General features: G+C 36.8%; 25 protein-coding genes. 11 read left to right on the forward strand and 14 right to left on the reverse strand.

Annotation, left to right across the window (positions count from 1 at the left end):
• Window positions 1–96: 96 nt before the first annotated feature.
• The 3 genes from Q0954_RS08085 to Q0954_RS08095 all read left to right on the forward strand — a co-directional run bounded on the left by Q0954_RS08085 (window position 97) and on the right by Q0954_RS08095 (window position 2806).
• Window positions 97–678: an NADH-quinone oxidoreductase subunit J gene (locus Q0954_RS08085; protein WP_299455717.1), complete on the forward strand. Its 582-nt coding sequence runs from the start codon at window positions 97–99 to the stop codon at window positions 676–678.
• Between the two features lie 35 nt (window positions 679–713).
• On the forward strand, window positions 714–1532 hold the full coding sequence (locus Q0954_RS08090; protein ID WP_299455719.1) for a hypothetical protein: 819 nt from the start codon (window positions 714–716) through the stop codon (window positions 1530–1532).
• Between the two features lie 110 nt (window positions 1533–1642).
• Window positions 1643–2806: a leucine-rich repeat domain-containing protein gene (locus Q0954_RS08095; protein ID WP_299455721.1), complete on the forward strand. Its 1164-nt coding sequence runs from the start codon at window positions 1643–1645 to the stop codon at window positions 2804–2806.
• 7 nt (window positions 2807–2813) lie between these two features.
• On the opposite strand, the gene Q0954_RS08100 is transcribed toward Q0954_RS08095, so the two are convergent.
• Both Q0954_RS08100 and Q0954_RS08105 read right to left on the reverse strand, forming a co-directional pair.
• The gene (locus Q0954_RS08100; RefSeq protein WP_299455723.1) at window positions 2814–3500 is read right to left on the reverse strand and encodes a lysoplasmalogenase; all 687 of its coding nucleotides are present in this window, start codon (window positions 3498–3500) and stop codon (window positions 2814–2816) included.
• A gap of 85 nt (window positions 3501–3585) precedes the next feature.
• Window positions 3586–5091 carry a BatD family protein gene (locus Q0954_RS08105; protein ID WP_299455725.1) on the reverse strand — a complete coding sequence of 502 codons (1506 nt, stop codon included), beginning with the start codon at window positions 5089–5091 and terminating at the stop codon, window positions 3586–3588.
• Window positions 5092–5258: 167 nt separating this feature from the next.
• Between Q0954_RS08105 and Q0954_RS08110 the strand changes: the two genes are divergently transcribed.
• Window positions 5259–5453: a hypothetical protein gene (locus Q0954_RS08110; RefSeq protein ID WP_002696042.1), complete on the forward strand. Its 195-nt coding sequence runs from the start codon at window positions 5259–5261 to the stop codon at window positions 5451–5453.
• Between the two features lie 49 nt (window positions 5454–5502).
• Here the strand turns inward: Q0954_RS08110 and queG are convergent, their stop codons facing one another.
• Entirely contained in the window at window positions 5503–6447 is a 945-nt protein-coding gene (gene queG / locus Q0954_RS08115) for a tRNA epoxyqueuosine(34) reductase QueG (RefSeq protein WP_299455728.1), read from the reverse strand.
• 346 nt (window positions 6448–6793) lie between these two features.
• Between queG and Q0954_RS08120 the strand changes: the two genes are divergently transcribed.
• Entirely contained in the window at window positions 6794–6937 is a 144-nt protein-coding gene (locus Q0954_RS08120) for a hypothetical protein (protein WP_299455729.1), read from the forward strand.
• Between the two features lie 510 nt (window positions 6938–7447).
• Here Q0954_RS08120 and Q0954_RS08125 read toward each other — a convergent pair.
• Window positions 7448–8272, reverse strand: coding sequence for a hypothetical protein (locus tag Q0954_RS08125; RefSeq protein ID WP_299455730.1), 825 nt, complete (start codon window positions 8270–8272; stop codon window positions 7448–7450).
• Between the two features lie 733 nt (window positions 8273–9005).
• Between Q0954_RS08125 and Q0954_RS08130 the strand changes: the two genes are divergently transcribed.
• Together Q0954_RS08130 and lepB are read left to right on the forward strand one after the other, a co-directional pair.
• Window positions 9006–9371: a PH domain-containing protein gene (locus Q0954_RS08130; protein WP_299455731.1), complete on the forward strand. Its 366-nt coding sequence runs from the start codon at window positions 9006–9008 to the stop codon at window positions 9369–9371.
• Window positions 9372–9393: 22 nt separating this feature from the next.
• Window positions 9394–10218 carry a signal peptidase I gene (lepB, locus tag Q0954_RS08135; protein WP_299455733.1) on the forward strand — a complete coding sequence of 275 codons (825 nt, stop codon included), beginning with the start codon at window positions 9394–9396 and terminating at the stop codon, window positions 10216–10218.
• Window positions 10219–10337: 119 nt separating this feature from the next.
• Here the strand turns inward: lepB and Q0954_RS08140 are convergent, their stop codons facing one another.
• The 6 genes from Q0954_RS08140 to Q0954_RS08165 all read right to left on the reverse strand — a co-directional run bounded on the left by Q0954_RS08140 (window position 10338) and on the right by Q0954_RS08165 (window position 18066).
• Window positions 10338–11768, reverse strand: a complete 1431-nt coding sequence (locus Q0954_RS08140; protein WP_299455735.1) for an aminotransferase class V-fold PLP-dependent enzyme — start codon at window positions 11766–11768, stop codon at window positions 10338–10340.
• Window positions 11769–11837: 69 nt separating this feature from the next.
• The gene (locus Q0954_RS08145; RefSeq protein WP_299455737.1) at window positions 11838–12653 is read right to left on the reverse strand and encodes an AraC family transcriptional regulator; all 816 of its coding nucleotides are present in this window, start codon (window positions 12651–12653) and stop codon (window positions 11838–11840) included.
• A 13-nt stretch (window positions 12654–12666) separates the two neighbouring features.
• Entirely contained in the window at window positions 12667–14910 is a 2244-nt protein-coding gene (locus tag Q0954_RS08150) for a 7TM diverse intracellular signaling domain-containing protein (protein WP_299455739.1), read from the reverse strand.
• 123 nt (window positions 14911–15033) lie between these two features.
• Entirely contained in the window at window positions 15034–15936 is a 903-nt protein-coding gene (locus Q0954_RS08155) for a polysaccharide deacetylase family protein (protein ID WP_299455741.1), read from the reverse strand.
• Between the two features lie 152 nt (window positions 15937–16088).
• On the reverse strand, window positions 16089–16865 hold the full coding sequence (locus Q0954_RS08160) for a C4-type zinc ribbon domain-containing protein (RefSeq protein ID WP_299455742.1): 777 nt from the start codon (window positions 16863–16865) through the stop codon (window positions 16089–16091).
• Between the two features lie 100 nt (window positions 16866–16965).
• Entirely contained in the window at window positions 16966–18066 is a 1101-nt protein-coding gene (locus tag Q0954_RS08165; protein WP_299455743.1) for a Nif3-like dinuclear metal center hexameric protein, read from the reverse strand.
• A 502-nt stretch (window positions 18067–18568) separates the two neighbouring features.
• Between Q0954_RS08165 and Q0954_RS08170 the strand changes: the two genes are divergently transcribed.
• The 4 genes from Q0954_RS08170 to Q0954_RS08185 all read left to right on the forward strand — a co-directional run bounded on the left by Q0954_RS08170 (window position 18569) and on the right by Q0954_RS08185 (window position 21535).
• Window positions 18569–18958 carry a DUF1987 domain-containing protein gene (locus tag Q0954_RS08170; RefSeq protein WP_299455744.1) on the forward strand — a complete coding sequence of 130 codons (390 nt, stop codon included), beginning with the start codon at window positions 18569–18571 and terminating at the stop codon, window positions 18956–18958.
• 164 nt (window positions 18959–19122) lie between these two features.
• On the forward strand, window positions 19123–19854 hold the full coding sequence (gene ubiE, locus Q0954_RS08175) for a bifunctional demethylmenaquinone methyltransferase/2-methoxy-6-polyprenyl-1,4-benzoquinol methylase UbiE (protein ID WP_299455746.1): 732 nt from the start codon (window positions 19123–19125) through the stop codon (window positions 19852–19854).
• 164 nt (window positions 19855–20018) lie between these two features.
• Window positions 20019–20621, forward strand: a complete 603-nt coding sequence (locus Q0954_RS08180; protein WP_299455747.1) for a porin family protein — start codon at window positions 20019–20021, stop codon at window positions 20619–20621.
• A 155-nt stretch (window positions 20622–20776) separates the two neighbouring features.
• Window positions 20777–21535 (forward strand): SDR family NAD(P)-dependent oxidoreductase, encoded by a 759-nt coding sequence (locus tag Q0954_RS08185; RefSeq protein ID WP_299455748.1) that lies wholly within the window; start codon window positions 20777–20779, stop codon window positions 21533–21535.
• A gap of 5 nt (window positions 21536–21540) precedes the next feature.
• Here Q0954_RS08185 and Q0954_RS08190 read toward each other — a convergent pair whose 3' ends face one another.
• The 4 genes from Q0954_RS08190 to Q0954_RS08205 all read right to left on the reverse strand — a co-directional run bounded on the left by Q0954_RS08190 (window position 21541) and on the right by Q0954_RS08205 (window position 24595).
• Window positions 21541–22188, reverse strand: a complete 648-nt coding sequence (locus Q0954_RS08190; protein ID WP_299455749.1) for a phospholipase — start codon at window positions 22186–22188, stop codon at window positions 21541–21543.
• A gap of 95 nt (window positions 22189–22283) precedes the next feature.
• On the reverse strand, window positions 22284–22649 hold the full coding sequence (locus Q0954_RS08195) for a hypothetical protein (protein ID WP_299455750.1): 366 nt from the start codon (window positions 22647–22649) through the stop codon (window positions 22284–22286).
• A gap of 100 nt (window positions 22650–22749) precedes the next feature.
• Window positions 22750–23628 (reverse strand): hypothetical protein, encoded by an 879-nt coding sequence (locus Q0954_RS08200; protein WP_299455751.1) that lies wholly within the window; start codon window positions 23626–23628, stop codon window positions 22750–22752.
• Between the two features lie 118 nt (window positions 23629–23746).
• Complete coding sequence (locus Q0954_RS08205) at window positions 23747–24595, reverse strand: hypothetical protein (RefSeq protein ID WP_299455752.1); 849 nt, start codon at window positions 24593–24595, stop codon at window positions 23747–23749.
• Window positions 24596–24778 lie beyond the last annotated feature (183 nt).

A 24778-nucleotide genomic window follows, 5' to 3' on the forward strand; every position in this document is an offset into this window, starting at 1 on the left:
GCAAAAAATAGCCTCGTCTCAAAACAAAACCTCTACCTCAAGAATGGTAATTTAATTTCTCACCATTCCTTAGAATGAAACATTAAAGCAAAAACAATGATATTGAAGATAGTTTTTTTTGGTTTTGTTACCTTAATAGGTATATCAGCCTTGGTGCTGCTGGGCACACGTAAGGTATTGTATGCAGCTTTTTCGTTGTTATTGATTTTGCTGGGTATATCAGCACTGTATGTATTTGCAGGAGCCGATTTTTTGGCAGTGACTCAAATCATTATTTATGTAGGAGGCATATTGGTATTGCTATTATTTGGTATTATGCTTACTAATAGACCTCCACAAAATCTTAGTATTAGGTTCAGTAACCCTTTTCAACAAGATGAAACATCAGATGTGCAGCCCGTGACCAAAACTCGAAATAATTTGGCTGGTATAGTCTTGGGGCTGGGGTTATTAGCAATACTGGTGTTTGCTATCTATAAGGCTAACCTGGGGCAAATGCCTTGGATCAAGCAAGCTGTTCAAAACCAACAAGTGATCAAGCAATCTACAGTACAAGGCTTAGGTATACAACTAATGACCCAATATGTCTTGGTATTTGAGGTAATTGCTGTTTTACTAATGGTAGCGTTGCTTGGGGCTGTATTGATAGCCGGAAGAACTGAGAAAAAAACGGGGTAACACCTATTTGTTCTATCTTTTCGTTTGTACTAATTATGGAAGAAATATACCGAAGTACTTATCAAACCTTTGTGTTATTTGCCAAAGAAGCACTTTTGATAGAGATATGGAACAGTGCCAGCGAAGATCTCAACGATGAAATTTATAAAAAAGAGTTTTTATTGACTAATGAAGTATTGGCACCTTACTTTGACAAAATAGACAAGGTACTGATTGATGCCCGTAACTTTGAATATCCTATTTCTCCTGACTTGCAAGATTGGCACAACCAACATGTATTTGTCCGGATAAAATCAGGCAGTATTACTAAAAGTGCGCTCGTTACAAGTAAAAATACGCTGGTGCAAATGTCTATGGAGCAAACTTTTGACGCTCTGGAAACAGCCCCACACCAAACGATTAAGGTATTTGATCAAATATCCCAAGCCAGCCAATGGCTTACTGGCAAAACTATAGATTGTCGCACCACACCCTACCAAATAGCATATTATACTCAGGCAAACGAAACACTTACGCAAATATGGCATGCTGACACAGAAAACCTGGAGGCTCACCAGCTTCAGCAAGAGTTTGACGAGTTGACTGATTTGGCAAAAACTTATCATCCTTTCAAGCTATTAATCAACGCGCAGGCGCTGAGCTACCCTATATTGCCCAACACACAAAACTGGCTCAACCAAGAAGTTTTCCCTTACTTTTTGATGCACAAACTCAAATATATGGCTATAGTGATCAGTCAAAATATGCACGTACAGCTTTCGCTGGACCAGGCCTTGGAAGACATCAAAACCTATAATATAGAAGTAGCAAGTTTTGACACCCCCCAAGAAGCTACCCATTGGCTAAACCCCTAGTATTTGATGTATGGCTATTAGGAGGGCTTTGCTTGTCTAATGCTTTTTTATGGAAAAACTTTAGTAGTTTTGATTTTTGATAACATTTACCCAACGCTTTTCAAGTACCCGTGAAAAAAACAATTATAGCTTTAGTAGTCGCATGTTGGATTCCTGCCATTGCCCAAGCGCAGGCTTTGCTCAATAACACCAAAGTATACACTTCGTTTGAGGAGGCATTTAAAACACCTAAAACAGTATATATCCTAGATGTTAGTAAGAAAAAACTATCAAAACTGCCTCATAATATTGATCAGTTGGTCAATTTGCAAAAGCTACTACTGGGAGAGAATAAACTAAAAAAATTGCCCGATAGTTTTATAAAACTGAACAAACTAGAGCACCTTGAGCTCCAGAAAAATAAGCTCAAAAAATTGCCTCAAGGGTTTGAAAACCTTCGCCAACTCAAATACCTCGACTTGGCCAATAACCGATTTAGGCAAATACCTATGAGTATTTTTAAAATCAATACTCTGGAAACCCTTCACTTTTTTGGCAATCGGGTAAAAACTATTTCTCCAGAAATTGGGCAACTCACCCAACTCAAAAGCCTGCGGTTGGGTAGTAACCGAATAAGAAAGCTCCCCAATAACCTGGGGCAACTTTCGCATTTAAAAGAGTTACACCTACCTGACAACTGCTTACGCAAGCTACCTCCTTCATTTAACCAACTAGATTCGCTCTACTGGCTCGACTTAAACCATAATTGGTTCCGAAAACTCCCCCAAGAACTTAAGGGGTTAGATAACCTTCATATTGCGTTTTTTTGGGATAGGGGGTTTTCTAAAAAAAATAAGCGCGATGTAGAAACTGCTCAACCCAATACTGAGTTTAAATATGACCCTAAATATGCAGGTAAATACTGGGGGGTATACGCAGGGTTTCAACAAGGTAGTCAAAGTGTAATAGAGGCAGGGGTAGTCAAGGGTTTCAAAAAAGACTTTATTACCTATCACTATGGTATAGGAGGTGAGTTTAACCTCAATGGCAAAATGCAGGGGGTAAAGTTTGGGGGGTGGGTAAATGCCCTGATTGCACTGGGAATGCAAGCGACATTTTACCTGGATGATGGTCAAAAAGCTGCTGCCATCCGACCAGAGATAGGAATAGGAGCCAATTTGTTTAGTTTGATGTATGGCTACAACATTATTATTGGAGATAATCTACAACATACCAATCGCCACATGGTATCATTGAGAATGGTCTTGCCGTTGGCACCAATGTTTTTTCCATAAAGCCAGGTCAATTATGGTGAACCTGGGCGATACAACCTTTTACAATGAGGCATTGAGCCGCAATATAGGTGATCATAATGACTAGTCCAGCTTGTGGTACGGGCACCACAAATTTATTGATGGCGATTACAGCATCGGATACAACGAATAATAATGCTCCATAAAATACCCATTGAAAACTTATGGGATGAGTACACCCTTTTCGATTGAGCGCAAAAACTGCCATGAGCACAATAGTAGAGGCATATATCAATACTGGAACTGCCAGCTCTTTGAGGTGGGGAAATAAGTAGGCATACAACCCTACGCCTAATAGCAAAAATGGCAAAGCCCAAAGGGGATTTCGGCTTATAAAACCCTTTTGCCCACTCATATTTACCGACTTTTGATAAGCCACTACATACAACACGTGAGCAATAAGGAAATTGGCCAAACCTACCATAAAGAAAAGTTCTGACTGCTTTACAAACATGAGTGATACATCGCCACCCCAGGAAAACACCAAGGCTCCAATAATTAACTTGGCAAAAGTATCCAGTTTTCCTCCCAATTGTTGGTAATAAAACCCCAATAACCAGATCATCAGCAAAGGCTTGAAAATATAATCGAGGGTTTCAGATTGAATGATACGCCCAGTAAGGTCGCCACCAACAATGATCAAAAAAACAAAGTAGGAAGTCAGGTATTTTGCCATGCGTTTATAAAGTATTATAAAACAGGCAATTAAAAACTTAGAAATGGGTTTTGCAACAAAGGTCACAAATTAAATCTTACCTATTCTAGTTTTCTTTTTCTTTGCGTTGTTGAAGGTGCTTATTTTTATAACTCCAATAAATCAAAAACAACGCCCCTGACAACATAATCAGCATGACTATATTGACAATATGCCTTACCTGTTGCCTAAAGTTGTTATGACTCAGTGAGTTGCTTTGTGTACTGATATCTTCATAAAAATCACCCACATTTGCCGACGAAATTTCAAGGTTACGCAAACTTTCGCCTGAAGCTTCTACCTTGGCTTTAGCACGCAATGTATCATATTGTTGGGTATTGGGGTTAAAAAATATCCAGCTAAAGTAGTTTTTAAAGTTATACACCCCTGACTCTTTGGGTATAGAGTGAAAAGTAAAAGTTTTCCAGCCACTCACCCTTTGTCCAGCACGCTGAACCGACTGCTGTATGCTTGGTGGGTAAAAATTAAAATGATCATTTTCTTCAATCTCAGGTGCATGAATTTCGGCAATATTCCCTTCTCCCCATACCCTGAAACCATACTCAAAACTTGACCCGGTACGTATTTGTTTTTTGGGAGCAAACTCTTGTAAATAAAATACACCTACAGGTACTTGATCTTTCAGAGGATGAGCGGGTAACTCTTTGACTTCGATGCGCTTAGGCAGCGTATAAAAATACTTATGTGACTTCTTCATGTTCAGACGGGCTTCTAATGAAGTGGGGTCTTTTTCGTCTTTAGCTATTTTAAACTTGATCATTTTAAGCCCCACCCGTGGAAAAACAATGGGTTCGCTGTTCAGCGGATAAAAGGTGGCTTGATAGAGTTTATGTTGCTTGTATTTTTTTCCGTTGATATTTACTTCAACTGGGGAAATTTCTTCTATTTGGAAGTTTTCTTCCCACGATTTTGCCGGACGTATTTTTTTTAAAATGTCCCCCAACTGATCGCCTAAATCTGGAGGGAACTCCATAAATGCTTTGTTTACTGAAGCCACATAAAACGCAAGGCTTACTGTAAACCCCTCCCCTACATATACTTGACTTTTGTTGGTTGACAATCCCAGAAAAGCATCTTCTTGAATATCTACATATTCTTTGTTTTTTTCAAGGTCGATAAAATCTTCGGGAGTAAGTTTTGAGGGTTCTCCAAGGTTTTTGTCATAAGGGCCCACCCTTACTGTGATGCCTGGTGATTCTACTACTTGCCCATTTACCTTAATAGAGAATGGCTTGATGACAAAAGTACCTTCTTTTTCTGCATAATAATTTTGGATAACGGCATCAATAGAAGTTACCTGTCCATTGCCTTTATTGTTAGATGAAGTAACTGAGGCTATGGTGTTTTTCTTAAAATTGGGAATGTTTGGAAAAGGGGCATAAGATTTCACTTTTCCGTTTTCTACTTTAATTGTGACTGTAAACGCCTCATTGAGCGCAATAGTAGTTTTACCTAATTCTATATAGGGAGGTTTTTGCGTCCAACCAACTGACAAACAGGCAGTTAATATAGTTAAAGCAAGGAAAGCTCTTTTATAATTTAATAATTCCACTGTAAAATATGATGTATTTAATTTTGTAAAATCACAAGTAAATTGTATTTTTACAACATATAATTAGACTAAAAAAATACTTGAACATTTACCGAACTTTTCCGGTTAAACTTCGTAGTAATATTGTACTTTTCAACTTACACACACCAAAAATTAATTTTTTCAATATGTTAGAATATGTAAAAACCATTCTCCAAAAAGTCAGTTTTGACAAAATTCTATTTGAAAAAGAGCTAAATAAATCTATTTCTAAATACTTAAAACCCAACGAAGTAGAAGAATTCCGTGATTGGTGTTACCAAATGTTTAATCCAACCTATCCTCAGATATTAGATCGTTGCTTCAATCACTCAATGGTTTAATTTTTTTTACTTAATGTAACTATATTTAGATTTAGCATTTCATAAATTCTTAGGGGTTTGATACGAAACTTATGTTTCTTTTCAAACCCTTTATTTTTGTCCTTTTCACGGCAGACTTTCGAAATAAGTCTCTAAAAACATCCTCGGTAATTTCTTCCCAATCTTGTTTAGTCATCTGTTTAAGACCAGGCTTTGGTTCAAATAATGGCTCTTGGTGAGGCTTGGAAAAACGATTCCAGGGACATACATCCTGACATATATCACAGCCAAAAATCCAGTTTTCGAACTTCCCTTTTACTTCCTGAGGTATTTCATCCTTTAGCTCAATGGTAAAGTATGAAATACATTGACTGCCATTTACCACATAAGGCTCTACAATAGCATCAGTTGGGCAAGCATCTATGCAGCGGGTACAAGTACCACAATAATCTTTAGTAGGTGCATCAGGCGTCAGTGTCAAGTCTAAAATAAGCTCAGCAATAAAGAAAAAACTACCCATTTTTCGGTTAAGCAAATTACTATGCTTACCGATCCACCCTACCCCACTTTTTTGTGCCCAGGCTTTGTCCATTACTGGTGCCGAGTCTACAAAAACTCTTCCTCCTACTTCACCTATTTCCTGCTGAATAAAAGCAAATAACTCTTTGAGCTTATCTTTGATCACAAAATGATAGTCTGTGCCATACGCATACTTTGATACCTTATAACTTTCGTTTTGTTGTGTCTGGGCTATATCTTCCTGAGGGTAGTAGTTGTACAACAACGAAACTACCGATTTAGCATTGTCTACCAGTAATCTTGGGTCAAGACGCTTGTCAAAATGATTTGCCATATACCCCATTTCTCCTTGCATTTTTTGCTTAAGCCAAGCTTCAAGGCGAGGCGCTTCTTCCTCTAAGAAAGTAGCTTCTGATATACCACAAAACTCAAAACCCAGGTCTTTAGCCTTCTTTTTTACAAGTCGAGTATTTTTTTCTATCTGTATTGTGTTCATTTCAAGCCCAAAGATAGCCTTTTTTTTGCTATCGTACTGATTACTAAGACAAAAGTAGCGCCATAATCAATGAGCCCTGTATTCAAAGGTGATTTTAGCTCTCTTATTTTACCTACTTTCATAGACAATGTTTTTTTATACAAGTTGCACTATCTTCAAGTAATGCTACCTGTAGGTTTGACTCTATAGGTTTAACTCTTTTAAGATATTTTAGTTGTATTACTCAAGCTTATGTGCAATATTTAATCTATATTTTCGTGCATAAAATGTATCGTATTTAGCTCATAAGGCAAAAATACATAATAATCGCAACAAACATTCTGCTAACCTAAAAACTTCAAAACCAATGAAACAAGAAGTTACCCCTCCTTTGAACTTTGCCATGTGGGGCATTTCAAAGGAAGAACTTGAAAGTATTCTGGATGATGCTATGCTAAGCCCAGAAGAGAAACAAACAATATTGGAAGATTATAATGACGCAGAGGAGTAAAGTAGGAAATTGTAAAAGCTTATAAATGTAAAAAAGCGTGAAAACTAGCTAATTTTCACGCTTTTGCTTTTTTGTTGTTGATGGATGTGCACACTGGTTATTGATTTTGAAATCGCAGGATGCATGCTTGGTTGTTGATTTGCATAACTATTGGTTGCTTATGAGATTTCAGGATCTTAGGATAAAAATGAATGCATATACTGGTGGCGATTTCACTTATAACAATGCCTCTGGTACGAAAAAATGACATTTTTAATTACTTTTTTTCATTAAAAACACTAAAGTGCTAATTATCAATCATTTACACATTTTATCATCATTACTGCCATACGCTGTTTATTACAATAGAGTCTACATTTTTAGAGTGTATTTAAAAATTAGTTTGTTGTTTCATTTTCAATGGTGAAACAGAACTCTAAATGCAATTTAAACACCTCATTAAATAAGAAAGCACTACTTGATGCCATGTTTGGCATCAAGTAGTGCTTTTTGATCGTATATTTAAAAGAATTACTTTCCTATTTTTGCTTGTACTTTATCGCAGCTTACCTCAAATACGCGAGAGTTTGCTTCGCAAAATGTAACTCCATATTTAGTTCCATTGAAATTTTGTCTGATAAAGAAATGACCAAATTTACATCTTCCATCAGGCATTTTCATCAAGCCAATTAAACGAACACGACGCCCCAAAACTCTTCCTGAACGTTTATGACGGATCGTATTCCATTCTTTAGAAAAGAAATAACCTCCTATAATTTTTTCTTTCCAACGCTTGCCTGCAATCCACCTTTTTGAAACTTTAATGGCTTCTGGTAATAATTTAGCATTTTTCATTCCTTCTTCTGGTAATGGTACCTTTGCTATTTTAGCTTCTTCAATCACACGATATGCCTGACAAAGCTTTGCATAAGCTTCTTCTACTATCTTGACTCCCTTTTCTTTATTCATACTTGACACTTTTGCTTTGTCAGTAGAAAGGTAAGCAATACCAAAACTATATGATTTCTCACTGTATTTAATTTTACAACTTGGGTTAGTTCGTAAGTTACCTGTAATAATCCAAGAACCATCGTCTTCCAGGTAAAACATCCTCTTGTTTGCAGCAGAATATACTTTTTCTTTTAGGTTTTTAACACGTTCTCTTTTAAATACATAATTTACTCCAGCTAGCTTCACTTCCACTACATCTTTCTGAGTATTATACTTTACTTTTGCTCTTTTTACTTTTCTCTTACTTGCAAATGCATAGAACTTTCCTGACTTTTGGGCAAATAAATTACTATTAAAAGCAAGTAATGTGATGCAAATTGACAAATATATTAAGGTCTTTTTCATTATTGTAAGTGATTTATTTTGTTATATTTCGTATTGCAAAGTAAACACATAATGATGAATAAAATGTGGGTGAATTCATAAGGAACAAGTTTATACACATAAGCCAAGGGTTTGGTTTCATAAAGTAGTTATTTTACTCAGTATAGTATAGATAAGTTCACAGATGACTCAATTTTAGCAACCTGAGGTTTTTAGTCAAACACCCGTTAAGGAATGGTACCAAAATAAATTTACATTCTTAACCTCATCTTTTGAGGCTATACTTTGTTAAAAAATAGCCGAATAGCGATGCTATTAGCCGATTTTTTACCGCGTCTAGCAACAAAATATTTTATTAAACTATAGAAATTTATTTTTACACCATTCCTAAGGTTTTACCCGAATAATTCTATCTGCATTTTCATCATATATTTTATTGCAAAAAAGTCATTTAACTCCACTTTTTACACTTCATCTTTGGCAAGAATTACATTTTTTGCTCTCAAAATATAAAATTCCCACAAGGTCTAAGTTTTTTGGTATATTTGCTCTTCATTGAAAGCCTCTAATTCACAGGCTTTTTTAACTCTCACTATACATAGGCTTATTCATCACACAATAGTTACAGCTAAACACCATGGGCATAAAACAGAATTTACTTGCTAAAGAAAAGGTGATTTTCAGAACTCACTTACACTGGTTATACTTCATATCACCATCTCTAGTCATTATATTTGGTGGCGTACTAGCCCTCATGACATTACAAAAAAAGCTCAACCTGGGCGATTTTTCTAACTATATATTGTACTTGGGACTCATTACGGCTGGTATAGGGCTTATCAGTTTTCTGAAAGAATATATCCATCATCATACATCAGAGTTTGTAGTCACCAACCAACGAGTGTTTGTGCAAGAAGGAGTTTTTAGGCGAAAAACCACTTCTATGATGCTCACCCAAATAGAAGCAGTAGAGGTAGACCAAACACTTACAGCAAGGTTATTAGGCTTTGGGCATATCGAAATTACTGGTTCGGGAGGGGCAGCCACCAAGTTTACCTACATTCATAAGCCGGAGAAGTTTCGTAAGGCTATTCAGAAAAACATAAATTTTGACGATTAGTAACTCAAGGAATTACAAGATTATGAGGCGTTTTTTCATGTTTCTACTTGTGGTAGTGATAGTCACTGCTGCTTTTGCTATGTATGCATTAAAACAAGTAGTAGTGCCTACCTCCTCGATGGAAGGAACTTTGGCTGCCAAGAGCAGTTTTTTAGTGTACACATTTTTCCCGGTTGTTCAACGAGGCGACATTACAGTTTTTCGTTTACCAAAAAAAATCACTGTAGCAAGGTGTGCAGCCGTTAGTGGTGAGCAAATAAAAATAAGTAACAGCGAAGTGTTTGTAAACGGTCGTAAACAGGTTGCCCCTCCAAAAACACAATATTTATATAAAATGGTAAGCAATGTGTCTATTCCTAAAAAGTCGCTGCTTGTCAACGGAATGACACCAGAGCAAGGCTATATGGATAAAAACTTTTTGGTACATACCCGCCCTGTTCTTATTCAAAAAATAAAGCAAGATTTCAAGAATGCCAACATCCAAACCACTGTGCAACGCAAAGCAGTGGGCAGTTTTGACCCGGCTGTATACCCTTACCACCAAGACATTGCCTGGAATGCAGACCACTTCGGTCCGTTAAAAGTTCCTCGTCAAGGAATGCGACTGCCTATCAATGCTAAAAACTTATTGTTGTATGGTAAACTCATCCAACATTATGAGGGAAATAAAAAAGTAGAGGTTTACGCTGACAAGCTAGTAATAGATGGACAGGAGTTTAAAGTATATACTTTCAAGCAAAACTATTACTTTATGCTGGGTGACAACCGCCACAATGCCCAGGATTCGCGTCATTGGGGGTTGCTGCCCGAAAGCCATATCATTGGCACCTATTTTATGAAGTTTTAAGTAATATTAAAGGGTTTGGTCAATCGATTCAAACACTGATTAATTTACTGATAGCAAGGTATACCCAAACACTTTCATTAACCAGTATTCGATATTCTTTTATATAGAAAGGCAACACATTATACCAACAAAGCTGTCTGTATTTTGGCTACCTCAGCTAAAATAAGTGCCCATACCGCCTCTACATGTTTCTTAGTCACATTGGTTTGTCCTATTACTAAACGTAAGGTATACCTGCCGTTAAGCTTGGTATGAGTCAGGTAAGCCTTGCCTGACTCGTTGATGGCGTGCAAGATTTGCGCATTGATTTGATTCAAAGTTTCTTCGCTTGTGTTTGCCGGGCTATAACGAAAACATATTAAGTTAAATTCTACTGGTGCCAAAATCTCGAAATCTTCTCGTTGTTTGATTATTTCGGTCAAATCTTGCGCCAGCTGAATATGCCCTCTTATTTTTTGTTGCAATCCCTCTACTCCAAACGAACGCATTACAAACCATAATTTCAACGCACGAAAACGACGCCCTAAAGGTACCCCCCAGTCGCGGTAATTATTGATTTGTTGCCCATCAGACTTAGTTTTCAAATATTCGGGCATTATCTCAAAAGTTCTAATAAGTGCTTCTTTGCTTTTGACAAAATATGCCGTACAATCAAAGTTGGTAAACATCCACTTATGGGGGTTAAACACATAAGAGTCAGCCGTTTCTAATCCATCAATTGCCCATCGTTTTTCGGGCAGCATCGTGGCAGTTCCTACATAGGCTGCATCTACATGCAACCATACATTGTACTTTTTACAAATAGTTCCCATTGCCTGCACTGGGTCTACTGCAGTAGAGCTGGTAGTACCTACTGCAGCAATGGCACAAAGTGGGGTATACCCTTGGGCAATGTCTTGCTGAATAAGTGATTCGAGTGACTCAGGACGCAAAGCAAATGTATCGTCTACCGCTACTTTACGTAAATGAGTACTTCCTATGCCTGCTATTTTTACGGCTTTGTCTATAGATGAATGGGTATGCTCAGAGCAATAGATAGTAAATTTCTCTGCCCGAAAACCTCGTATATTTATTTGGTAATCAGTATAGTATTCACGGGCAGTGAGTATAGCACATAAAGTGGCAGTAGATGCGGTGTCTTGAATTACTCCCTCAAAATGCATTGGTATTCCCATTAACTGCTTAAGCCAATGCATCATTTTTTCTTCCAACTCAGCAGCAGCTGGCGAAGTTTCCCAGATCATACACTGCGCTCCCATGGCAGACATGAGCATTTCTGCCAATAACGAAGGAAAGCTGCCGTTGGCTGGAAAATAAGCAAAAAACGAAGGGTGTTGCCAGTGCGTCATTCCTGGAATAATCTTCTCTTCAAAATCTTTAAAAATATCGGCAAAACTTTCACCTTTTAAGGGCAATTCATCAGGCAAACTATTGTATACCTGACGGGGCACTACTTGTGATTTGACAGGATGCTGTTCTATGTTTTCGAAATAGTCAGCCATCCAATCTACCAATTGGTGGGCGTTTTTTCTAAACTCTTGATTGTTCATTGTTTGTATTGTTGTTTGAAAACAAATGTATAAAATATACTACAGGTACAACTTACAAAAAAGGGTAAATCACTTATAAATTTGTTCAAGTTGTACTTGTAACTCAGTGGGTGTACGATTGGTTTTTCGCTTGACAAAGCCACTAAACGCTGCTGGGCTGTCAAACTCTAACAAATAGGCAATTTCTTTGTGTGACAAGCTTTGTGTCATGAGTAAGCGCTTAATTTCTAACAACAAGTGCTCATGAATTACTTGTAAGCCTGTTTTGCCCCAATGATTTTTACACACTTCGTTTAGCTTACGTGGCGAAACAGCCAGCCATTCAGCATATTGTTTTACAGCTTTGCTTTGAGCAATGTGTTGTTCGAGCAAGCTTAGAAACTGTTTTAACAAAGCAGGGGTTTTGGTTGGAGTAGTATTGAGAGGTTGTGCCTGGATCATTTTCCATAATAAAATATGTAGGTAGTGCCTGGCTACTTGCTGCGACACTGGGTCTTGCAAGTCTAATGCTTGCTGTAGCAAATGAAGTACAGTATGTAATTCTTCAAAAACAACGGGCTGTGCTATAATAGACTCTATATTATACAATGGCAACGACTCAAGTAACACCTCTTGGGTAAATTGCACTACGCTACCTTTGGCATCAGGAGCACGCTGAAGCAAATGTACTTGTCCTGGAAACACCATGTAGGCGCTCAACGACTGGAGGTCAGTTTCTTCAAAGTCAATCACTTGTCTCCCTCCCCCTTGCCTAATCAATAAAACTTCATAATAGTCGTGGCGATGTAGTTGAGTATAGTCATAAGGGTTTGAGTAAGCAATATCTTCTATCTTAAGCCCCCCTTGTTCTTTATGGCGTAGTTGATGCCTTGGTACCTGCTCCATAAACAGTGGTCTTTTATATCTTAAGCCCTACTATAGTAATGTCATCTCTTTGTTCAGAGTTTAACAAAAACTCTTTCATTACCTGAGTGAATTTTTCTTTTTGTTGGTCAACAGGTAAATGGGCGTTGGCTTCAAACATCATTTTAAGGCGACGTGTACCAAAGCTTTTGCGCTTACGATTGGGCAAATCTATGTAACCGTCTGTAGTAAGGTACAGCATATCACCAGGGTTGAGATACAAGGTATTGGCGCTAAATTTTTTCCTTGCCCGAAAACTCCATCCTCCAATCGGGGTACGGTCTCCCCTCAACTCTCCCAGTTTGCCATCTTTTATATAATACAATGGGCGTTTAGATCCAGTAAAAGTAACCTTGGTGGTTTCATCCGGCATTTTTTCGCATTTGCACAAACACACATCCATTCCTTGATCCATCGTGTCATCCTCTTCTTGGTTAAGCCCCCCTACCAATTTCTTGTGCAGCATGTCTAAAATTAGGTTGGTCTCATAAATTTGCATTTCATTGACAATTTCATTCAATAAAGAATTACCAATCATGCTCATGAAAGCCCCAGGAATACCATGTCCGGTACAGTCTACCACAGCTACAAAAGTGGCTTCTGTATGCTGCAAGGGCTTGATAGTCGATGGAAACTTGCCTTCTTGTCCGTATGCTTTTGCCTCTGCCAATAAGTTTTCTACTTGTGACTGTTCTTTTACCTTATTTACCCAATAAAAATCTCCGGAAACAATGTCTTTAGGCTGATAAAGTACAAACAAACGATCATCAAACAATTCTTGTAGGCGAGTTCTTCCTGGCAGTATAGCATTTTGAATTGCTTGCGCAGCCTGAATGCTTTCTTTGGTTTTCTTGCTTTCTTTTTTAAGCTGGGCATTGGTTTCAGCAATAAACTCACTCTGGGCAATGATCTCTTCTTGCTGCTGTTTAAGTTCTTCGTTTTGGGTGGCTATTTCTTCCCCTTTCTTGTGTAGTTCATGGGTACGCTCTTTTACTTTTGTTTCGAGATACTCATTGGTTTGGCTTTGTAGTTCTAAAATATGGTTACTCACTTGCTCTTTTTCTCGTTTGTATTGGCGATAACGGTCTGCCAAAGCTAATGACAATAATATAATGGCTACTACTAATGAAACTTCAGGGAGGTGGTGAGTAAATAAGTTGGATGGTAATATACCTGTAACTGATAAGCTATAGATCACTACACTTAACACCACCAATGTCCACGCAAGCAAGAAAAACCTTGCAGCTACCATTCCTCTCTTATAACATACGATGGCACTATATAAAATGGTGGGCAAACTAAATACATAAAGCAACGGCAATATTTGGGTAGACAGTATGACACTAAAAAACGAAAGTAAACTGGTACATCCACACAAAACCCCAGCTCCTAATAGCATTTTTCGCAAATGTGGGGCGTACTTTCTTGTATTTAAGAACACACTAGTGTACCAAAATAAACACATGCCTGATATGCCTCCAAAAAAAATCACACTCACGCTACTCCACCACACCTGGTTTGGCCATAAATGCTGAAAAGTATACCCTTCAAGTGCGGCATTGAACAATCCAGTGGCAAAGATAAACAATACATACAGCAGGTATGATTGGTCTTTGGTGCTTAAAAATATAGGTAAATTATATAATGCCATCACCAACAATATCCCGAAATACATGCCGTACAAAAACTGCTCATTGCTTTGCTGCTTATAAAATGCTTTGGGTGTATATAATGTCAGGGGTACTTGTATACTACTTTCGCTTTGAACCTTTAAATAGTAAGTTTGCCGTTTGGTACCACTGAGCCGTAACGGGATCACAAAATAACGGCTATCAATAGGTCTTTGAGCAAAGATTTTTTTGTCACCTAAAGCTAACTTTTGCCACTTTTCATTTACTCTGTAATACAATGTAAGGTGATCTAACAAGGGGTGAGCAACCTTTAGTAACCATTTTTTTTGGGTAGGATGATGGTTTTGTAAATGAAAACGAAACCAAAATACTGACTTTGAAACACCAAAGCTATTATCTGGATACTTCACAGGCACAAAAGCCTGTTGCTTGACTTGTGTAAAATCAAGTGAACCTTGAGTGTCTTCAAAAAAATACAAAGTATTGCTATTAAACGATACTGAAGTTTGCTGATCCGTAATTTTTTGTGGTGCCTGTGCCTGCACGCCTTTCCAAAATAACAGCACACAAATCAGCAGGTTCAAGAAAACTATTTTCTGATTTGGCATAAATACGTAATGGTGTCATCATCTGCTATCTCTAATTAAAACATTTTTAGGCAATAAATAATCTATGAATGCGTAAAAATTCTGCAAAATATCCTTTTTCACAAAATTTCTCTTGATTCACACCTATTTATATGCTTTTAGGTTTAACATTTTGTCTAAACTCACAATCGTATATCCTACATCCTGCAAATACATTATAATATCAGGTAATGCCTGAGCAGTAGGCATAGTGCCTTGGCGGCTATGCATTAAAATAATTTCTCCTGCGCGTATGCCACTCTTTACTCCTTGAGCTATGGAGTCTTTTACTATTCCTGTCCAATCGAGGGTATCATACGACCAAATAATATTTTTATATTTATTTGCGTGTACCTCTTCTATCATTACCGAATCTATGTCGCCATACGGAGGACGAAACATTGCTGGACGCTTACCAATAGCTTGAGCTATGGCATTTTCTGCAGCCAATAAATCTTGTTTGATCCATTGCTTGCTTTTGTTTATATATGATTGATGTGTATGGCTATGATTCAAAATCAAGTGCCCTTGTTTGTATACCTGCCGGGCAATTTGTGGGTACTTTTGCACATAGTTACCTACAAAAAAGAAACTGCCTTTTACCTTATACTTTGCCAATACCTCTAACACCTGGAGCGTTACTTGTCCATCAGGACCATCATCAAACGTAAGTGCCACTTCTTTTCTAGCGGTATCTCCATTAAAAAAAACAAGCCCAGGGTATCTCATTGCCAACTTTCGTTGTTGTGTCCGGTAATCCTGTAACTTTTGCATAGCAACAGTACTTAGTTTATAGGAGTGCCCTTTGATAGGCATAAATACTTGCGCACATATGGCGGTATCTGTAGCTAAATGAGACTTTACCTTCGTAGGTTGTGCTAACTTTTTTTTCTTAGTATTCCCCACTTGCTGTAGCTCTGACCACCATAACTTATATATCACCATGGCATTGAATAGGTTTAAACCCACAATCATAGTAATCAACAATCTTCTTTTGGCAGTTTTCATCTCTATCAAGATAATAAAAATAAGAGAAACAACCACCTAAATCTATATTGCTTTAGGTATAAACTGGTACAGTTTGGTATATTTAAAGCATAAAAAAACCCTAACCTTATATAGGTTAGGGTAGATTATATTTTATATGCAAATGATACTTCTTACTTCGCAGCTTTTTTACGGCGCGTGGTTTTCTTTGGTTTTTCTTCTACTACTACTTCCTCTACATCTGCCAATATTCTACCACAGTGCTCACAAACAATAATTTTCTTACGCTCTCTGATTTCTGCTTGTCTTTGTGGGGGAACCACATTGAAACAACCACCACAAGCGTCTCTTTTTACTGATACTACAGCAAGTCCATTGATCGCGTTTTTTCTGATCTTATTATAAGAACGCATCAATCTATCTTCAATATTCTTAGATTGTTTTTCACGGTCTTTTAATAATTTAGTTTCTTCGTCCTGACTTTCATTTAACAAACTGTCAAGCTCTTCTTTCTTGCCAGCTAAGTCTTTCTGACGCTCATCCAATATTTGTTTGGTTTTGTCAATCTCCCCTTTTTTGCTTTCAATTTTGGCTTTAGCTTCCTTTATTTTCTTATCTGCCAGTTGTATTTCAAGTTCTTCAGACTCAACCTCTTTGCTCAAAGCATCGTATTCACGGTTATTGCGAACGTTCATTTGCTGATCTTTGTACTTCAAAATCAGTTTATCAGCGTCCTTTTTTCGTTGCTTTTTGGCAGATATTTCGTCTTCCCAACCTTTGGTCTCTCTATTGAACTTATCGATACGGGTCTCATACCCTGCAATCTCGTCTTCTAAATCTTGTACTTCCTCTGGTAAATCCCCTCGCATTTTCTTTAACTCGTCCATTTTAGAATCGATAGATTGCATTTTGAGAAGTGCCGTTAACTTTTGCGATACTGTCCTTTCCATGAAATTCGTGAATTGTTGATAGGGTTATATTGATGTATCAATAACAAAACCACAATATTCGTAAAATTTTAAGATAAAAACCTACTAATTCTGCTATATTTTAATAAAAATAGTGAATTGGGTTTGTATTATTTTCAGTAATATAAATATTAAGTGCTTCAAAAGCAGGTTTCAAATAATCCCTTAGCAACTCACTGGTGTACTTCTCACTTTCATAATGCCCTATATCAGCGATCAGAATTTTCCCTTCGGCATCAAAAAACTCATGGTATTTGTAGTCAGCCGTGATAAAAACATCAGCCCTTTGTGCCATGGCTGAGCGCAGCAAAAAGCTACCAGAACCTCCACATAAGGCTACTTTTTGAATCGGGGTATCAATTAAATGAGTATGGCGGATACACTTTAACTCCATACGCTCTTTCAAATACTGCAGAAATACTTCACCAGACAAGGCTTCGGGTAAGTAACCTACCACACCAGCACCTATCGCCAAATTGGTGTTTTCGAGTAATTGTAAGTAATAGGCTACTTCTTCATAAGGGTGGTGCTTTTGCAAAGTACGTACTATTTTTCCTTCCAAATAAGTCGGGAAAATCATCTCAAGACGTTCTTCTTTCGCTTCTTCCAACTGTTCTTTTACTCCTATAGTGGGATTAGCATTTTTATTACCTCTGAAAGTCCCCATACCAGTAACCCTGAAGCTACAGTGGTCATAATCACCTATTTGCCCTGCACCAGCCTTACTCAGTGCATCTATCAAAGTACTTACATTACTTGGTGGCACAAACACTGTGAGTTTCATCTGGTTTTGTTTTTTAGGAGCAAGAATCTGTACCTTTTCCAGGTTTAATTTTTCTGCTATCTTAAAGTTTACCCCTCCTTTTACATTATCCAGATTGGTATGAATGGCATAAATAGCAATGTCATGTTTGATGGCTTTGATCACAGTTCGCTCTACATAGTTGCGCCCATTAAACTTTTTCAACCCTTTAAAAACAATAGGGTGGTGTGCTACAATCATATTACACCCCCGTTCAATTGCCTCATCTACCACAGCTTCCACTGCGTCTAACGATACCAATACACCCGTTACTTTCATTGCTGGATCACCTACAATCAGTCCCGAATTGTCATAGCTCTCTTGGTATATTCTTGGAGCAAAGTCTTCTAAATGCTTGGTGATTTGTTGTACAGTAAACATTTTTATTTTTAGTTATTTGAGGTATGATAAAAATTCTAAGAGTATGTTTAAATTTTGTCTTCGGAGTTAAAAATGATGAGTTTTTTGTGCTGGCGAGATATATTTTTAAGTGAATAGCTTTAGCTATTGACGCAAAAATTAACGAAGTCAGCGCGTAAAAATCACTTTTTTAGCCCAGATTATGATTTTTAAACATACTCTAAACACATATAGTATAAGCAAAAAAGTAAATAATAAGTTGAACAAACTCAATATTAATGGTTATCTTAGGTAAAAGAGTTCGAAAACATTTATTTCTGTCATAATCTTACATCTTTTTCAGAAATAAATTTATTCTCACAACTTTTCAACTAAAATCATTGTACAATCTTTTGAAAACCATACCATTAACCTATTTACAAAACCCAAATTATAATTTAGTTTTTTAGGTTGTAATTTGTATTTTTGTGTACTTGTCTAACAATAAAGTCAGTTTACAAGTGTATAGTGAAAAAAATCCATTATGAAAAACGTTGTAATAGAAGAGACGGATACTACTCCAAGAGTAGAGTTTGATTTTGCAAAAGGGCTTTTTGAGTTCAAGGGTTTATCCATTCCAGAAGACACCCAGGGTTTTTATAACCCAATAGCACAAACACTTGAACAGTATGCACAAAACCCAACGGCAAAAAAGCACCATCTCACCTTTACTTTTTTATATATCAACACCAGTACCTCAGCTATGGTCTCCCGTATACTTAAGATATTTGAGTCTATTCAGGCTAAAGGTCACCAGGTAAATGTAGTATGGTCTTTTGAGTCAGACGATGAAGACATGAAAGACCTTGGCACCTACTTTAGTTCTTTTACCAACCTTCCTTTTAAGTTTATTCCTCACGAAGAAATTGTTTAAAAAATACTATTAACACCCTCATAAACACAGCATAAGGGGGTGTTTCGGCTACTACAATTATATTTCTCCAAAATTCTCCCTCGGATTTTTAACAATTCTATTAAAGGTTGTGTTTTGATTTAAAAATTCCGGTTCTTTGTAATTCAATTGAAATAACTTTTTATATGAACAAGGTTGAAGTAGTTCCTTATAAAGAAGATAAAAACAATAAGAAGGCTCAAGTAGCCAAAATGTTTGACAATATCTCTCCCAAATACGATTTTTTAAACCACTTCCTTAGCTTAGGTATAGATATATACTGGCGTAAGCGAGCCATCAAACTTTTAAAACCTCATAAACCCTCTCACATACTTGATGTTGCTACTGGCACAGGTGATTTTGCCATTGCTGCCCTCAAAGCAAAGCCTACCAAAGTAACAGGGGTAGACATATCGGCTGGTATGTTGGAAGTAGGCAAACAAAAAATTAAAAAGAAAGGTCTGGAGAATATGATCAGTCTTGAGTTGGGAGACTCTGAAAAACTGGCGTTTGAAGACAATTATTTTGATGCTGTAATCGTTTCTTTTGGAGTAAGAAACTTCGAAAATCTGGAAAAAGGTCTTCAGGACATCTATCGAGTAACCAAACCTGGTGGCAAAGTAGTTATTCTGGAATTTTCAAAACCTACCAGTTTTCCTTTTAAGCAGATTTATAATTTCTATTTCAAATACATTTTGCCATTAATTGGAAAGATTGTCTCAAAAGACCAGGCAGCTTATACTTACCTGCCCGAATCTGTACACGCTTTTCCTTATGGTAAAGAGTTCGTGAATATTCTTAATAATACTGGATTTAATCATACAAAATGCATACCTCTAACATTTGGCATAAGCTCAATATACACCGGAACCAAATAGTTTATTGTTGCTTTACGCTTGCTTTTTTATTATCTGGTCAACACTCATTTGCTCAAACAAAAAAAAATAGGGCAACCCGAAGTGTATATAGCAATAGCTACAAAAAAAACAGCCGTAATGCAGGCTCTCGTGCCATTACTGGCAGATCGCGTAATAAAAAACAAATGAAGTTCTTAAACTACGGTTTTTTTATTGGCGCAGGTAGCACCAAATACATTGGAGAACACTCTACTGCCCTTGGTACAACCGCCGATACATCCAGTAATACGTCATTATTAGTAACCCCAAAAAACTCTATTGGGTTATCGCTGGGTTTTGTAATGAACTTTAACCTTGACCGAACCTGGGCGATTCGCTTACTACCTACTTATAGTATTTACGAACGAAACATAGACTACTTATTTGCCGACTCAAGCAGTACCACTGCCGTGGTTGCTACCAATATGGTAGAAGTACCTCTCTTGCTTAAATATCGTTCTCAACTTAGAGGAACCAAAGGCATGTACCTGGTAGCTGGGGTAAAACCAGCTTTTTCAGTATCAGCCCAAAAAGCCGAAGACAAAGAAATATTACGTGTAGCTAATACCAACATTTCTATCGAATATGGGTTTGGGTTTGATGTGTATTTTTCATTCTTCCGTTTCTCTCCTGAAATAAGATTTTCACATGGGCTTGGTAATATCCTTATTCAAGACAACAACCGCCTAAGTACTCCTTTACAGAGGCTCAGTACTCATAATGTAACGCTATACCTACATTTTGAATAAAACTGATTTTATTTATAGAGAATATATGGCGCAAGAAACTCATAGTTGTTTGATTACTATGAGTTTCTTGCTTTTTTTTGCAACTTTGACCACCCTATCTACACCAATCAACCAAATGCATATTCAAAGTAATCAACTTTTTAAACCTATTTTTTATGACAAATAAAGTAGCTCTCGTTACTGGGGCGAGTTCAGGTATAGGAAAAGCTACAGCAGAGGTTTTTGCTGATTATAAATTTGACGTAATAATTTGTGGACGAAGACAAGATCGGCTTGAAGAACTGGCAGACGAACTACAAACCAAGGTAAATGTCTATATGCTCACATTTGATGTAAGCAATCAACAAGAAGTAAATAAGGCTATTGGCTCCTTGCCTAAAAGTTGGCAAAATATAGATATACTGGTAAACAATGCAGGTAATGCCCATGGCTTGGCTCCTATTCAAGACGGTGACGTGAACGACTGGGATGCGATGATTGATATCAACGTAAAAGGCTTACTTTATGTAACCAAGGCCATTATACCACAAATGGTAAACAGAAAAACAGGACAGGTGGTACATGTGGGCTCTCTGGCAGGCAAAGAAGCATACCCTAACGGAAATGTATACTGTGCTTCTAAACACGCAGTAGATGCCATTAATAAAGGAATGAGGATGGATTTGCATAAACACGGCATAAGAGTGTCTGCTATTAACCCTGGTTTGGTAGAAACTGAGTTTTCAAAGGTTCGTTTTAAAGGGGATGAAGAAAAAGCAAAAAAGACTTATCAGGGCTACCAACCGCTTACTGCTACAGATATTGCCGAAACTATTCTCTTTATGGTTACTCGCCCTGCACATGTCAATATTGCCGACTTATTAATCTTACCCACCGCCCAGGCTTCGGCAACAATTGTCAATAAAAAAAACTGAGGTGATTATTCAATCAAACGTTGTAAAATTTCACCATTGAGTTCGTGTTTACCTTCAAAAGTGACCACCTTTGGTGAAATTTGCTTTTCAAGCATACGTTGTCTCTCTGTTTCAAACTGTTTTGCGGTAATTAACTCATCCTGTAAGCCGTATACAAACGACAATGATTTGTTTGCCAGCACCGTTTGAGTTTTAGAAAAATCTACATCTGGTGGAAATCCTCCTGCCCACATCACCAAATGATCAAAACTTATTTTCTGCTCGTATACCCACCTTACTACAGTAGCTACACCTTGAGAAAAACCCAATACTAAGGATTTCGCTTTTTCTGGAAAAGCATCTTGTTGACAAACTTTATCATATAATGTATTCAAATAAGATAAATAGTCCTCAATTTCATGCAAACGGTCTTCTTTAGTCATCCAACTAGCTCCTACTCGCTGATGCCCCTTTAGGTAAAAGTGTGACAATGCCTCTGGTGCTATCACAAAATTTTTTTGAGGATCCAATGCTTCAAATTTTTTAAGAAAATAACGAGCCAACTGCCCATATCCGTGGCAAACCCACCATATATTTTCAGTTTGGCTAGTGAGTATACCATAAGTACTATATTGAGCGGTACGCTCTACCTTCATGTGATAGTTATTAATCATATTATGTCTAGTGATTATTTGTGCTCGAACAAAAAAAGCAGTTGCTATGCTCAAAACACAACAACCGCTTGTATATTTTTTAATAAAGTTTTGCCCTACCTCTTAAACCCTAATACGCCGGCAGCACAATAATTTCTGGTGTTTTGAAACTCAAAAGTAAAATAATAAATACCTGTTACCTTTGGTTTAAAACCCACTACCGCGTGGAATTTCTTTTTACTCTCATCATAACTTGATAGAAGCGTTTTACCACTAGAGGTAGTAATTGTTACAGAGATTCCTTTAGCATCAGCTCGTCGATTTGCCATTGTAAGCAAGTAAGTATTACCCCTGCTAAGTATATATGAATATTTAATTTTCTTTTTTACTCCTCCTTGTCCATCGAGGGGGTAGCTTTTTAAAAAAGTGTACCCTCTTTGTCGTTGCAAAGCTGTCACACATTTATCTTTAAATTGCTTCATATTGCACTTTTGTGCAAATACGGATTGGCTACCTAACCCTACAAAGAATACTATACCCCAAAGTACTTGTTTCATCATTCAGCCTCAGATTGCTATTAATTTAACTTACTATTTTTTTGCGTATCGCCTTCGATTTAGTATAAATCTTTTCTAAATCTTTCGCATCTATTTTAAACTCTGTTTTTTGTCTTTTTGAAGAGTACACCAATACGTTGAGTTTACCCATACGTTCAGCTTTATATACTGTTTTTACAGTAGTTCCTCCCTTCAATTTAAAGTTATTAAACAATTTACGTAAATCTTTTAATTCCCCAATCAATTTCTTTGTTTCATCCCCTTTACTATATTTTTTAAGTATTTCTAAGAGTTGATCTAAAATAATTTTTTGCTGGGCAATTTGTTCGTTTAACTCTTTGATTTCAAAAGCTTTAGCTGCATTTGGCTTTTTGCGTGCCACTGCACAAGTCAGGTATAACGTTTCTAGCCACCCTCCTGTAAGTATCAGAGCTGATAAATTGGCTTTTTTTTGCTCCCACAAATCATTATTCATTTTTTCAAATGTACCACTTGTTTCAGCCAACAATGCATTGAGGTTGTTCTCAAGTGCCAAAGTAGTAATGGCACCAAGGTCAATATGTTTGCCTAGTTTTAAGCCATCAGCCATTGTTTTTACAGCACTCAGGTAGCTAAAAGCATTCTGGTTGTTTTGATAAATATTAATGTATCCTAAGTCGGTGCTGTATATACCAAGGTTCAGTGCTTTTTTAAAATCGCCTTGATACTTGTTTTTATTAGCCGCAGCATTCAACAATTTTTCATTGTATTTTAACCCTGCTTTTTTTATAATACTTGAAACTTCCACAGGGGAAGGAAACGACTGTATCATTTTATTCAATACGTCTGTCTTCTCTGTTTTTTGTGACCACCCAAAAGGTGTTGTCAATAAACAAAGTACTACAATGTAAAGTATTTTCTTCATCTGTATAAGTTTTTCATGCATTCTCTATAAGAGAGCTCAAAAAGTGCAGTTAGCCCAGTATTTAGGCTACTTGCTTTAGTAGTGGTTATATTTTTTGTTTGCTTGGCAAGCCTTAAGGTTACTTTACAATTTTTGCCCGGATTTTACCAGTCATATCCAAAATCTTCTTCAAATCATTTGGGTTAATTTTAATGCTGCTAGTAGTACTTTCCTGAACAATCAATTCACCGTTTACTTCTTTTGTTGTAACTTCACCTTCTTTGTAATCTATTTTAAGGTTTTTATAAAGCTTCTGTAAACCTGTCAAGTCATAAGTCAAAGCTTTCATATCTGAGCTTTTATATTTTCTCAAAATTGGTAACAACTGACTCAAGACTAGCTGTTGCTCTGCTATTCTAACATCTAATACTTTACTTTGTTTCTTTTTTGCTATTTCACAAGTTAAATATAAAGACTCAATCCAGCCACCAGCTAACATAGCTACTGATAACTCATCTTGTCCATTTTTTTGAAAGTGCTTATTGATTTCCTCAAAAGTACGAGTGGTTTCATCCAATAGCGCATTTAAATCATTTTCCAAGGCTAGTTTTGTGATATTTGCATAATCGATATACTTGCCTATACCTAAAGACTCTGCAATTTTTCTCACACTGTTCAGGTACATAAATGCATCAGTATTTTCTTTGTATATGGCAGCATAACCTAAGTCAGTACTATATACCCCAAGGTTAAGTGCTCGTGCATATTTGCTGCTATACCCTTCTGCTTTATCCGAAGAATTCAGAATAGACTTATCATAGCTTGCTCCTACATCTTTTATCAACGCAGATAGCTCTACTGGAGAGGGCATGATATTACCCAGTATTTCGCCATTGTTTTTTTGAGCTTGCACATTCACTCCCAAAAGTATTAAGAAGGTTCCCAAAAAAAGCTTTTTTGTAAGGTGAGAAATAATAACTTTATTCATAACACTGACATTATTTTAGTTTATGTTTAAATCATCCCCATAAGATATGTCAAAATTAGCATACTTTATATAGCCAAAAAAACTAAGATGATTTAAGTTTAATTATTTATTGTAACAAAAAGCACTAATCAAATCTCTTACAAAAACGATATTTGATAATAACTATTGTAATTATATGGATTT

The sequence above is a fragment of the uncultured Microscilla sp. genome (genome assembly GCF_947493425.1).
Lineage (GTDB): Bacteria > Bacteroidota > Bacteroidia > Cytophagales > Microscillaceae > Microscilla.